Below are 12,214 nucleotides of genomic sequence, written 5' to 3' on the forward strand. Positions count from 1 at the left end.
CCCATTTTTCCTTGTCGCTTGCGTATTCTTTTGACAAGTATTTTTGAGATTCGATAACAAAGTCGCGTTTTTCCTTGAGTTCAGGTGCATTTTTGATGAGGATATCAGCTGCTTCCTCTGGATGCTCCATAGCATATTGGTAGCCTTTTTTGATAGCTTGGATAACTTTACGAGCTTCTTCTTTGTTGTCTTTCAAATAGTCGTTGTTTGCGATGATAACTGGTGAGTAGTAGTCAAATTCTTTAACGTAGTCTTTCAAGTACATGAAGTTAGCATCTACACCTTGAGATTTAGCAAGAATTCCATCCCATCCATAGTAGATCCATGCAGTATCAAATACTCCATTAGCAATCGGTGTGATAGAGTTTGAGTCGTTGTTTGGTACTTTTTCAACTTTTTCAAAATCTCCGCCTTGTGATTCTACCAAGGTTTTCAACATAGCAAGTTCAGTTGGGTCATTCCAAGTTCCGTATTTCTTACCAACCAAGTCCTTTGGACTAGCTACATTGTCAGATTTACGAGAGATAATTCCTGATGTATTGTGTTCAACAATAGCTGCAACGGCAGTAATACCTGCTCCTTTTTCCAATTTTTTAGCCATGTAGTCTTGGAAATACACTGCAAATGGTGCCTTACCATTGATAACCAAATCAGAAGAACTTTCTTCTGGTGGCAATTTCAAATCAACATCCACTCCAGCTTCTTTGAAATAACCTTTTTCCTTGGCAACATAAAGTCCTGTGTGGTTAGTATTTGGTGTCCAGTCTAGGATAAAGTCAATTTTCTTAAGTTCTGCCTCTTTGTTATCCTTAGAAGCAGTTCCTTGACCACAGGCCACAAGCACAACAGCTACAAGAGCTGTTAAAACAGTTAAAAACACTTTCCATGTTTTCTTCATTTCAATTTCCTCTTTTCTTTTTCAGAAACATCCTTTTTCTTATGAACGTTTCCATTTAATAACATATTTTTCACTAATATCGACCAACTTCATACCCAGCAGACTGATAATCGATACCAGAATAATAATCGCGAACATGGTATCATACTGAAACAGTTTCTTGGACTGAATCATGTAAACACCTAGTCCTTCAAAGCCTCCCAACCACTCAGATACTACTGTTGTGATAAAAGCGTAGGAGACACTGACCCTCAGACCTGCATAAAAGTAAGGCAGGCTGACTGGGATTTTAAAATGCCACATAATTTGCCAAGGCTTGGCCCGCATAAGACTAAACAAGGTCAGCATATCCTTGTCACAATGCCTAAAACCGTCCAAAATGCTGACGATGATAGGAAAGGTTGTCGTTAAGATAATCAAGACAATCTTGGGCAAAATCCCATAACCTAGCCACAAGACCAGAATAGGGGCTATGGCAATGGTCGGAATAGTCTGAACAACCACCATCATAGGGTAAATCAGGTCATTGAGCCAAGTCAAACTATCCATAAGTACAGCCATGAGACAGGCAATCAAGACTCCCAAAATCAGTCCCAATAAAGCCACTCTCAAGGTCGCCCAGCTATGGTGCCAGAGAAATTCTCTGTCACGAACAAAGGCCTGAAGAATTTCAAGAGGTGTCGGCAGGATAAACTTGGGGAGAAGTTTAAGAAAACCTGCTAACTGCCAGATTGACAAGACTCCCAGAAAGCCCAATAGACTAATGTGTCGTCTCAGTATACTTTTCAAGTTTCTCATCAATACTTAAAATCTCTCCTACATTTATTTTGACATTGGCAAAGACATTATCTGCCTCCTGCCCTGCCACCTCTAGCGCTTCTTTGAGAATGCGCATAAGCTCATCAAACTCCCCTTCCAAGACCGTTTCAAATGGTGTCACCACCATGGTCACTTCTTGAGCTTGCAGATAAGCAATGACCTGATCGATAACAGCTATCCGATCAATCCCCTGTGTTAGGGGTAAAACTTGCAAGGCAATGCTTGCTTTCATAAAAACCTCCTCTTCTCGTTTTCCTTTGACAAAAAGAAAAACCTTTACCATATATGGAAAAGGTCAAGAATAGACTAAGTATCGTTCCCTACGCTGGCATTACCCAGATCAGGTGCGGTCGAAGTTTAACACTTCCTCTCAGACTGTACACAGACTCCCATATATTATATGGACATATGATAGCGCAAAATAAAAAAAAAGTCAAGAAAACTGCTTACAGAAAAGAGCAGGAAAAATTTCCTACTCCCATTTTCTATACTCGTTCTCCATCACTGTTTACTCTGTAGCCATCCACCGTCGTATTGACAGCTAAGGCACCTGAAGAGTAAGAATAATACCACTTACCAGAGACTTGATACCATCCTGTTTTCATTGCTCCTGAACTATCCAGATAATACCACACTCCATTTTCCTTTAACCAACCTGTCTGCATTTCACCAGATGATTTCAAATAATACCAGCTAGAACCATCCTTCAACCAGCCTGTTGATTTAGAGCCATTTGATTTGAAATGATACCAACTACCATTTATTTTCTTCCAACCAACAGTCAGAACATCATTGGAACTAACTTCTGTTTGATTCTGCGATGACGCAACCTCCTCTAACTGAATATAACGACGACTTCCACTATAAGATATATAACTCAACCACTTGTACCCATCTTTTTCAAGTACCTGATCATAATGAACACTCTCACCTGGAGAATAATAGGCAATTGAAGTTGCACTAGCTAAAGGTTGATTTTTAATAGCTGCCTTATTCTTAAAATAATGTGTTCCTCCTGAAGAAGACAAAGGTTGACTATTGAATACGTTGCTACTACTTACGACATTCCCTCCATCCAAATCTTTAAAATGAATAAATCCTGCCATTGTATTCGCTTTTATAATTCGTTTATTGTAGGATCCTGTATAACCATAGTTGTATTCCTCAATTTCTATATTATCCTCCATTACATTTGAAACCCAAGCAACATGACCATATCCTCCTGCAGTAGACCAAGCAATAGATCCAATCGTTGGTACACTATCTACACGATAGCCTTCACGACGAGCACGATAGCCCCATTCATTCGCATTTCCATAAGCTCCTGGAATCTCAAAACCATTGACACTACTCAAGCGAAAGGCTGCAAATGAAGTACACTGACGAGAGTACATGCGCCACTTATCAATTTCCTGACTCCCATTTTTATAGTAAGTAGGATAATCATCCCCACGCGCAATCGATCCATTTCCTCCAGAATAGGCATATACACTATCACTCGCTACTAGCATCAATCCTACTGCTAAAAAAGGAACAACCTTTTTAACTGATTTTCTCAAAGAAAATCCTGTCTCTGTTACTTTGAATGGTAAAACTTTCATTCTTCCTCCTTGAAAAATAATATAAATTGAAGATTACCTTCACTTAAACTATTCGGAGAAAAAAGAAAAAGTGAGAAAATTTCTCACTTTAGTCCAGATAATGAATCAAATTCTTTTCTGTAAGGATATCTGAGTAAGTAAAGGATTCAACGTAAACATTAGCTTGTTTATCTCCTTCAACATTTCCAAATTCAACGATAAATAGGGATGGATAAACCTCAATTAGCTTACCCAATCTATTTTTTTGGCGCTTACGTCCATTTTCCAAAGTCATTTCAATTACATGACCCTCATGCGCCTTGATTTCCTCTTTAATTTTTTTCATCTTAGCTACATCTGTAAATGCATCTGTCATCTTATTTCCTCCCTTTTTGAAATACTTGAAAATTTATTGTATTCTTTTTGGAAAATTAATTCCACAGTTCCACGAGCTCCACTACGGTTTTTCTCGATAATAACTTCTACCTTATTATTTGGTATGCCTTCCTCTTCTTCACCACCACGCTCATAGTAATCGTCGCGATAAAGAAAGGCTACGATATCAGCGTCCTGCTCAATAGACCCAGATTCACGAATATCAGACAAGACCGGTCTCTTATCCTGACGTTGTTCTACACCACGAGAAAGCTGACTTAGAGCGATTACTGGAACCTTCAGTTCCTTAGCTAAAATTTTCAACTGACGTGAAATTTCTGAAACCTCTTGTTGACGATTTTCTCGACCTGTTCCCGTGATAAGCTGCAAATAGTCTATTAAAATCAAACCAAGATTACCCGTTTCTTGAGCCAGTTTACGAGAACGAGAACGAATCTCTGTAATCCGAATTCCTGGCGTATCATCGATATAGATACTGGCATTCGCTAGATTCCCTTGAGCAATGGTATACTTTTGCCATTCCTCATCAGTCAATTGACCCGTACGGATAGAATGCGATTCCACCAACCCTTCTGCCGCCAACATACGATCCACTAGACTTTCCGCACCCATTTCCAGTGAAAAAATAGCAACTGTTTTGTCCAACTTGGTCCCAATATTCTGAGCAATATTCAAGGCAAAGGCTGTCTTACCAACCGCCGGACGAGCTGCTAAGATAATCAACTCCTCCTCATGAAGACCAGTCGTCATATGATCCAAGTCACGATAGCCTGTCGCAATACCTGTAATATCGGTCGTTTGTTGCGAGCGAGCTTCCAGATTCCCAAAGTTGATATTCAACACATCTCGAATGTTCTTAAATCCACTTCGATTTGCATTTTCGCTGACATCAATTAACCCTTTTTCTGCCTGAGCAATGATTTCATCAGCTGGTTGTGAAGCCTCGTAAGCTTGATTGACAGACTCTGTCAACTTGGCGATTAATCGCCGTAACATAGCCTTTTCTGCAACGATTTTAGCATAATACTCCGCATTAGCAGAAGTTGGCACAGAATTGACAATCTCAACCAAGTAAGACAGGCCACCAATATTCTGCAAATCACCTTGATTATCAAGAATGGTACGAACCGTTGTTGCATCTATAGCATCGCCACGATCGGATAAATCGACCATAGCTTGGAAAATCAAACGATGGGCATACTTAAAAAAGTCACGAGATTCAATATATTCTCGCACAAAAACAAGCTTACTCTCATCAATAAAGATAGCCCCTAAAACGGATTGCTCAGCTAAGATATCTTGAGGTTGTACTCGTAACTCTTCTACTTCTGCCATCAGACTTCCCTTCCTTTTACAATCTTGTCAAGAAGGTGTAAATTTATCCTTCTTTCACACGAAGATTGATTACACTTGTGATATCTTGATAGATTTTCACTGGCACATCAATCAAACCAACCGCCCGAATCGGAGCTTGTACTTGGATATGACGTTTATCAATCTTAATTCCAAATTGCTTTTGCAATTCTTCTGCAATCTTCTTATTCGTAATTGAACCAAAAGTACGGCCATCTGGACCAACTTTTTCAACAAATTCTACAACAGTTTCTTCTGCTTCAAGTTGGGCTTTAATTGCTTTTGCTTCTGCAATCATCTCAGCGTGAGCTTTTTCTTCAGATTTTTGTTTACCACGAAGTTCACCTACCGCTTGAGCAGTCGCTTCTTTGGCTAGATTCTTTTTGATAAGAAAGTTTTGTGCATACCCTGTTGGTACTTCCTTAATTTCGCCTTTTTTACCTTTTCCTTTGACATCTGCTAAAAAGATTACTTTCATTCTTCTTTCTCCTTCTCCTTTATTTCATTTAATACAATTTCTGTCAGTTTTTCACCTGCTTCTGACAAGGTTAAATCTTTAATTTGAGCTGCTGCCAAATTAAAGTGGCCTCCACCTCCCAGCTCTTCCATAATCCGTTGTACATTCAGCTTACTACGACTGCGAGCTGAGATAGAGATAAATCCTTGTGTATTCTTCGCAAGAACAAAACTCGCTTCAATACCCGACATAGCTAACATGGCATCTGCTGCCTTACTAATAACAACTGTATCATAGCATTTCGAGTCCTTAGCCTCTGCTATCAGTACATCTGAACCTAATTTACGTCCCTGTAAAATCAGTTCATTAACCTCACGATATTCTTCAAAATCTGTCGCAGCGATTTCTTGGATAGCAATACTATCACTTCCTCTCGTTCTGAGATAGCTAGCAACATCAAATGTCCGACTAGTCACTCGTGAGGTGAAATTTTTAGTATCCAGCATCATACCAGCCATCAAAACACTTGCTTGCATACGACTCAAACGATTTTTCTTAGAATTCTGGAACTGAATCAATTCTGTTACCAACTCACTGGCACTGCTTGCACCACTTTCGATATAAGTAATAACTGCATTATCTGGGAAATCCTGATCCCTTCTATGGTGGTCAATAACAATAGTTTGGGTAAACAAATCATAAAAATCTTTTGATAAAGTTAAAGCTGTCTTTGAATGGTCTACAAGAATCAACAAAGAACGATTGGTTACCATGCCCATTGCATCCTTGACAGACAACAACTTCGTAACTCCTTCTTTTTCTAAAAATGAAATAGCACGTTCAATATCCGGTGACATTTGATCTTCATCATAAAGAGCATAGCTATTTTGAGTCACATTGCTTGCAAATAACTGCATACCTACAGCAGAACCCAAAGCATCCATATCAAGGTTTTTGTGACCAACTACAAAAACCTGATCCACACTTCGAATCTTATCTGAAATAGCTGTCATCATAGCACGCGTACGTGTCCTTGTACGCTTGATTGACGCCGCAGATCCACCACCAAAATAAACGGGATTTTTCGTTTCGTCATTCTCCTTGACAACCACTTGGTCGCCACCACGCACTTCAGCCAAGTTCAAGTTGAGCAATGCAACTTTCCCTATCTCATCATGATTTCCATCACCATAAGAAAATCCCATACTTAAGGTCAAGGGCAACTGTCTCTGTTTCGACTCTTCTCTGAAAGAATCAATAACAGAAAATTTATCGTTTATCAATCCCTCAAGCACCGTGTAATCCGTAAACAGATAAAAGCGATCCATACTCACTCGACGGGAGAACATAGCATGTTTACCAGCAAATTCTGAAACAAAATTGGCTACAAAACTATTGATATGACTGATATCAGACTCCGATGTTTCATCTTCTAAATCATCATAGTTGTCAACGGAAACGATCCCAATCACAGGTCTACTCGTTACTAACTCAACAGTCGCTTCGTATTCTCCAGACACATCAAAGAAGTAAAGAACTCCAGATACCTTGTCCATATGAACCGAATAGCGAGTCTCACCTAAGGTGGCATAAGAACCTGGATTCCCCACAGACGCCTTTATAATTGTTTGAATTAATGCAACATCAATCTCGCCCACTTCATTAGTCAAAATCAATTCAGCATAAGGATTAAACCATTCAACTTCACCTGACGATAAGTCTAGTTTAATAACTCCGACAGGCATCTGTTCTAACAAGGTTGTCAAACTTTCTTCAGCTTGGTGGTTTACATACTGGATTTGTTCTACTTCACTCCTTGAGTAGTAGTCTCTCTGATGGATGAATAGTAAAATATATGAACCCAAAATAAGTAGCAAAAGAAATAGCGTTACCAGTGTATTCGTTACAAAAACAAGTTGCACAGATAGCACTCCGAACGCCACTATTCCTAATATTAAGGGGAAAATAGGACTTACATAAAATTTTTTCATTCCAAACCTCTTGGCACCCATTATACCATAATAACCACCAAAAAGCGACTTTTTAAAAGTGTAATCAGTAATTCTATCAATTATAAGAAAAAGGAGGTTTACAATTCAGTAAACCTTCCTTTACACATATTGAAATTAAGATTCTTTAACTTCTAACAAACCAATTTCGCCATCCTCACGACGATAAATCACATTGGTTGTCTGATCTTCAACATCCACATAGATAAAGAAATCATGTCCCAACAAATCCATCTGTAGAATAGCTTCTTCCAAATCCATTGGTTTTAAATCAATTTGTTTTGAACGAACAACTCTAGATTGGACAACATTTGGATCTTCCACCAAAGCATCTGTAAATAATTGACTAGTTGCTACCTTGTTTTTATTTTTACGCTCGATTTTTGTTTTATTTTTACGAATCTGACGTTCAATTTTATCGGTTACAAGGTCAATTGAACCATACATATCTTGAGACACATCTTCTGCACGAAGAGTAATTGAGCCAAGCGGAATCGTTACTTCCACTTTCGCAGTTTTTTCACGATACACCTTCAAGTTAACTCGAGCATCCAACTCTTGTTCAGCTTGAAAATACTTTTCGATCTTTTCGAGTTTAGAAACTACATAATCACGAATTGCTTCTGTTACTTCTAGGTTTTCACCACGGATACTATATTTAATCATATGAGTACCTTCTTTCTAAACATTTTTGTTTTTCTGATTTCATTATAACGCTTTCATTTTATTTTTGCAAATTTTTTCCTCATCTTACAAGGGAAAATGTTTTCACATCCTCAGCACCCGCTTCTTCCAGCAATCTCTTCACACGATTTATAGTTGTTCCAGTAGTATAAATATCATCTATAAGTAGGATTTTTTTAGGAATAGTGACTCCACTTTTAATAAAGAAAGGAGATTCTGTCTCCAAACGCTCTGAGCGACTTTTAGAAGAACTAGCTCGCTCTTCTCTCTTTTCTAATAAATCCAGATACGCAAAGTCTGCTGCTTCAACTAAACCTTCAACCTGATTAAATCCTCTATCAGCATATCTATCAGGACTTAGGGGAATTACAACAAATTGATACTCTTTGTACTTTTTTAACTCCTCACTTAAAAATGAAGCGAACACTTTTCTTAAAAGAAAGTCTCCATCAAACTTATACCGACTGAAAAAATCCTTCATAGCTTGATTGTAAGTAAAAATCGCTCTATGACTGACCTCAACTCCTTCTTTACACCAAAGTTGACAATCTTTACACTTGGTTGACAATCCTGTTTTCATACAGTTTGGACAGTTCTCTTCTCCAATCCTCTCAAAAGTAGAGTCACAGTCTGAACAAAGACAAGTGTCATCATTCTTCAGAAGTAAGAGACTACTAAAAGTTAAAACAGCCTTCATAGTCTGCCCACACAATAAGCACTTCATAGCCCCGCCTCCTTATTCATCTGCTGAATTTCCTTAATTGCCTTTTTGATTGAAGCATTTAACCCGTCATGGAAGAAAAGCAAATCTCCTGTCGGTCTATCCATGCTTCGTCCAACTCGTCCACCAATCTGAATCAAACTAGACTTGGTAAAAAGGCGATGATTGGCCTCTACTACGAAAACATCCACACAAGGGAAGGTAACTCCACGCTCCAATATTGTCGTACTGATAAGTATTGTCAGTTCTCCATCTCGAAAAGCTTGTACCTGCTCTAATCTATCTTCTGTTACAGAAGATACAAAGCCAATTTTCTCATTTGGAAATTCCTTCTGTAAGACTTCTTTTAATTGCTCCCCTTTCTTAATCTCTGAAGCAAAAATAAGTAACGGATAACCTGTCTTTCTCTGCTTCTCAATATAAAACTTTAGCTTTGGTGATAACCGACTTTTCTCTAAACAGTGATTAAAATCTGATAACCAGACAGGTTTAGGAATAATCAAAGGATTCCCATGGAATCGTCTAGGTAAGCTCAGTCGTTTTAGTTCTCCTATGCGAACCTTCCTATCTAACTCATCGGTCGAAGTCGCTGTTAAAAAGATTCTCAATCCATTCTCCTTTACACTATTCTTGACAGCATGGTAAAGCGTGGGATTATCAATATAAGGAAAAGCATCTACTTCATCCACTATCAGCAAATCAAAAGCTTGATAAAACTTCAATAACTGATGGGTCGTCGCAACAACTAGTGGTGTTCGAAAATACGGCTCTGATTCTCCGTGTAGTAAAGATATCTCGCAAGCAAAATCATCTTGCAGGCGCTTGTACAGCTCCAAACAAACATCTATGCGAGGACTGGCCAAACACACTGCACCACCCCTATTAATCACCTTAGCCACAACTTGATAAATCATTTCTGTCTTTCCAGCCCCTGTCACCGCATGAACTAAAGTTGGCTCCTGCTTGTCTACTGCTTGAATCAGTCCCTCTGACACCTTCTCTTGAAAAGGAGTTAATTGACCACGCCATTTAAGAACATCTTGCTTCGGAAAATCCTCCTGCGGAAAATAGTATAAAGCTTGATCACTCCTGACTCGCTTCATCAGCAAGCACTCTCGACAATAGTAAGCACCGATGGGCAAATACCATTCCTCTGGAATAATACTATTACAACGTTGACAGAAAAGTTTCCCCTTCTCCTTTCTCATTGCTGGAAATTTCTCCGCCAACTGACGTTCCTCTTCTGTTAATTCATTCTCAGTAAACAAACGACCGAGATAATTTGGATTTACTTTCATACTTCTTTATTCGTAAAAACCTAGCGCTTTAGATGATTTTTTAGTACAATTAAATCATGGAATTTAGAACAATTAAAGAGGACGGACAAGTCCAAGAAGAAATCAAAAAATCCCGCTTTATCTGTCATGCCAAGCGTGTTTATAGCGAAGAAGAGGCTCGTGACTTCATTACCACCATCAAAAAAGAACACTACAAAGCGACGCATAACTGCTCTGCCTTCATTATTGGGGAACGTAGTGAAATCAAACGTACAAGTGATGATGGTGAGCCCAGTGGTACTGCTGGCGTTCCCATGCTAGGGGTACTAGAAAATCACAATCTTACTAATGTCTGTGTGGTAGTGACACGCTACTTTGGTGGCATTAAACTAGGTGCTGGAGGACTGATTCGTGCTTACGCCGGCAGTGTCGCCTTAGCTGTCAAAGAAATTGGCATCATTGAAATAAAGGAACAAGCTGGCATTACTATTCAAATGTCTTACGCTCAGTATCAAGAGTACAGTAACTTCCTTAAAGAACATAATCTCATGGAACTGGATACAAACTTTACAGATCAAGTCGATACGATGATTTATGTTGATAAAGAAGAAAAAGAAACTATTAAAGCTTCACTTGTGGAATTTTTTAATGGAAAAGTCACTTTAACTGATCAAGGTTTACGCGAAGTTGAGGTTTCTGTAAACCTAGTGTAAATAATAGATAATACAGTGTTTCACTGATATTTTCACTGCTACTTTAATTAGCAACATAAAAAGATGCTTGCCAAGACCTACTAGAAAATGATTCAATTAAAAAAGAAAACAGATATCGTTCCACTTTATACATATTTACTAGAATTAGCCTATCACAATCGCTTAAAAATTAATGGCTTAGACCTGTGATATAAAAAAATCCTATCACTTCGATAGGATTTCTATATTTTACAAATGGTATAGATAGCGTTATACTAGAGATATCTTATACAAAGAGGTATTCATATGTCTATTTATAACAACATTACTGAACTAATCGGTCAAACTCCGATTGTTAAACTCAACAACATTGTGCCAGAAGGTGCTGCAGATGTCTATGTAAAACTTGAAGCATTTAACCCTGGTTCTTCTGTAAAAGACCGTATTGCTCTTAGCATGATTGAAAAAGCTGAACAAGACGGTATTCTGAAACCTGGTTCTACTATTGTTGAAGCAACAAGTGGAAACACTGGTATTGGACTTTCATGGGTAGGGGCTGCTAAAGGGTATAAAGTTGTTATCGTTATGCCTGAAACTATGAGTGTGGAACGACGTAAGATTATCCAAGCCTATGGTGCTGAACTCGTCCTCACTCCTGGTAGCGAAGGAATGAAAGGTGCTATTGCTAAGGCTCAAGAAATCGCTGCTGAACGTGATGGTTTCCTTCCTCTTCAATTTGACAACCCAGCTAATCCAGAAGTACACGAAAGAACAACAGGAGCTGAGATACTAGCTGCTTTCGGTAAAGATGGATTAGATGCCTTTGTTGCTGGAGTGGGTACCGGTGGAACGATTTCTGGTGTTTCTCATGCACTCAAATCAGCAAATTCAAACATTCAAGTTTATGCAGTGGAAGCTGATGAATCTGCTATTCTATCTGGTGAAAAACCTGGTCCTCACAAAATTCAAGGTATATCAGCTGGATTTATTCCTGATACACTTGATACAAAGGCTTATGATGGTATCGTTCGTGTAACGTCAGACGATGCTCTAGCACTAGGCCGTGAAATTGGTGGAAAAGAAGGTTTCCTTGTAGGGATTTCTTCAGCTGCAGCTATCTACGGAGCCATCGAGATTGCCAAAAAATTAGGTACAGGTAAAAAAGTCCTTGCTCTAGCACCAGATAACGGTGAACGTTATCTCTCTACAGCACTCTATGAATTTGAAGTTTAGTCTCCTAAATACAATTGGCCCTTATTATAGGGCTTTTTATTTTGGCTCTATAATATTTGTAGTGGGTAACCCCCTATGGATATTATGGAGCCTTT

At 38.7% G+C, this 12,214-nt stretch carries 13 protein-coding genes, 1 pseudogene and 1 riboswitch; of the genes and pseudogenes, 3 read left to right on the forward strand and 11 right to left on the reverse strand.

All coding sequences use genetic code 11. The features are described 5' to 3' along the window. The 11 genes from QZ359_RS08920 to QZ359_RS08970 all read right to left on the reverse strand — a co-directional run. A partial coding sequence (locus QZ359_RS08920; protein ID WP_293965894.1) for an ABC transporter substrate-binding protein occupies positions 1-898 on the reverse strand: 898 nt, incomplete at its 3' end. Positions 899-937: 39 nt separating this feature from the next. Next, positions 938-1,696 (reverse strand): ABC transporter permease, encoded by a 759-nt coding sequence (locus QZ359_RS08925; RefSeq protein ID WP_194250507.1) that lies wholly within the window; start codon positions 1,694-1,696, stop codon positions 938-940. Further along, entirely contained in the window at positions 1,659-1,949 is a 291-nt protein-coding gene (locus QZ359_RS08930; RefSeq protein WP_060806010.1) for a thiamine-binding protein, read from the reverse strand. The genes QZ359_RS08925 and QZ359_RS08930 overlap by 38 nt, the downstream gene beginning before the upstream one ends. A 68-nt stretch (positions 1,950-2,017) precedes the next feature. Beyond that, a riboswitch (TPP riboswitch) is annotated at positions 2,018-2,120 on the reverse strand. Positions 2,121-2,202: 82 nt separating this feature from the next. Beyond that, positions 2,203-3,318 (reverse strand): choline binding-anchored murein hydrolase CbpD, encoded by a 1,116-nt coding sequence (gene cbpD, locus QZ359_RS08935; RefSeq protein WP_293965895.1) that lies wholly within the window; start codon positions 3,316-3,318, stop codon positions 2,203-2,205. Positions 3,319-3,406: 88 nt separating this feature from the next. Further along, positions 3,407-3,673, reverse strand: a complete 267-nt coding sequence (locus QZ359_RS08940) for a Veg family protein (RefSeq protein WP_000128619.1) — start codon at positions 3,671-3,673, stop codon at positions 3,407-3,409. Beyond that, positions 3,670-5,028, reverse strand: coding sequence for a replicative DNA helicase (gene dnaB, locus QZ359_RS08945; protein WP_101776894.1), 1,359 nt, complete (start codon positions 5,026-5,028; stop codon positions 3,670-3,672). Before dnaB ends, QZ359_RS08940 begins: the two co-directional genes overlap by 4 nt. A gap of 43 nt (positions 5,029-5,071) precedes the next feature. Continuing rightward, the gene (gene rplI / locus QZ359_RS08950) at positions 5,072-5,524 is read right to left on the reverse strand and encodes a 50S ribosomal protein L9 (protein ID WP_000864214.1); all 453 of its coding nucleotides are present in this window, start codon (positions 5,522-5,524) and stop codon (positions 5,072-5,074) included. Continuing rightward, positions 5,521-7,494 carry a DHH family phosphoesterase gene (locus QZ359_RS08955; RefSeq protein ID WP_261030014.1) on the reverse strand — a complete coding sequence of 658 codons (1,974 nt, stop codon included), beginning with the start codon at positions 7,492-7,494 and terminating at the stop codon, positions 5,521-5,523. Before QZ359_RS08955 ends, rplI begins: the two co-directional genes overlap by 4 nt. A 135-nt stretch (positions 7,495-7,629) precedes the next feature. Beyond that, positions 7,630-8,178 carry a ribosome-associated translation inhibitor RaiA gene (gene raiA, locus QZ359_RS08960; protein ID WP_000599100.1) on the reverse strand — a complete coding sequence of 183 codons (549 nt, stop codon included), beginning with the start codon at positions 8,176-8,178 and terminating at the stop codon, positions 7,630-7,632. A 79-nt stretch (positions 8,179-8,257) separates the two neighbouring features. Then, positions 8,258-8,920, reverse strand: coding sequence for a ComF family protein (locus QZ359_RS08965; RefSeq protein WP_261030015.1), 663 nt, complete (start codon positions 8,918-8,920; stop codon positions 8,258-8,260). Continuing rightward, positions 8,917-10,215: a DEAD/DEAH box helicase gene (locus QZ359_RS08970; protein WP_293965896.1), complete on the reverse strand. Its 1,299-nt coding sequence runs from the start codon at positions 10,213-10,215 to the stop codon at positions 8,917-8,919. Before QZ359_RS08970 ends, QZ359_RS08965 begins: the two co-directional genes overlap by 4 nt. Before the next feature lie 56 nt (positions 10,216-10,271). On the opposite strand from QZ359_RS08970, the gene QZ359_RS08975 reads away from it, so the two are divergent. The 3 genes and pseudogenes from QZ359_RS08975 to cysK all read left to right on the forward strand — a co-directional run bounded on the left by QZ359_RS08975 (position 10,272) and on the right by cysK (position 12,119). After that, positions 10,272-10,907 carry a YigZ family protein gene (locus tag QZ359_RS08975; RefSeq protein WP_000395755.1) on the forward strand — a complete coding sequence of 212 codons (636 nt, stop codon included), beginning with the start codon at positions 10,272-10,274 and terminating at the stop codon, positions 10,905-10,907. Positions 10,908-11,009: 102 nt separating this feature from the next. Beyond that, positions 11,010-11,096: pseudogene (locus tag QZ359_RS08980) on the forward strand (PH domain-containing protein); the annotation flags it as partial. 96 nt (positions 11,097-11,192) lie between these two features. Further along, on the forward strand, positions 11,193-12,119 hold the full coding sequence (gene cysK, locus QZ359_RS08985; RefSeq protein ID WP_000029881.1) for a cysteine synthase A: 927 nt from the start codon (positions 11,193-11,195) through the stop codon (positions 12,117-12,119). Positions 12,120-12,214 lie beyond the last annotated feature (95 nt).

The sequence above is a fragment of the Streptococcus sp. genome, from assembly GCF_019414905.1.
In the GTDB taxonomy this organism is placed as follows: domain Bacteria; phylum Bacillota; class Bacilli; order Lactobacillales; family Streptococcaceae; genus Streptococcus.

Coding starts and splice junctions, on each gene's coding strand:
- dnaB (WP_101776894.1), bottom strand. CDS start 5,028: ATGGCAGAAGTAGAAGAGTTACGAGTACAACCTCAAGATATCTTAGCT.
- QZ359_RS08970 (WP_293965896.1), bottom strand. CDS start 10,215: ATGAAAGTAAATCCAAATTATCTCGGTCGTTTGTTTACTGAGAATGAA.
- QZ359_RS08965 (WP_261030015.1), bottom strand. CDS start 8,920: ATGAAGTGCTTATTGTGTGGGCAGACTATGAAGGCTGTTTTAACTTTT.
- cbpD (WP_293965895.1), bottom strand. CDS start 3,318: ATGAAAGTTTTACCATTCAAAGTAACAGAGACAGGATTTTCTTTGAGA.
- QZ359_RS08975 (WP_000395755.1), top strand. CDS start 10,272: ATGGAATTTAGAACAATTAAAGAGGACGGACAAGTCCAAGAAGAAATC.
- QZ359_RS08940 (WP_000128619.1), bottom strand. CDS start 3,673: ATGACAGATGCATTTACAGATGTAGCTAAGATGAAAAAAATTAAAGAG.
- raiA (WP_000599100.1), bottom strand. CDS start 8,178: ATGATTAAATATAGTATCCGTGGTGAAAACCTAGAAGTAACAGAAGCA.
- QZ359_RS08930 (WP_060806010.1), bottom strand. CDS start 1,949: ATGAAAGCAAGCATTGCCTTGCAAGTTTTACCCCTAACACAGGGGATT.
- QZ359_RS08925 (WP_194250507.1), bottom strand. CDS start 1,696: ATGAGAAACTTGAAAAGTATACTGAGACGACACATTAGTCTATTGGGC.
- rplI (WP_000864214.1), bottom strand. CDS start 5,524: ATGAAAGTAATCTTTTTAGCAGATGTCAAAGGAAAAGGTAAAAAAGGC.
- cysK (WP_000029881.1), top strand. CDS start 11,193: ATGTCTATTTATAACAACATTACTGAACTAATCGGTCAAACTCCGATT.
- QZ359_RS08955 (WP_261030014.1), bottom strand. CDS start 7,494: ATGAAAAAATTTTATGTAAGTCCTATTTTCCCCTTAATATTAGGAATA.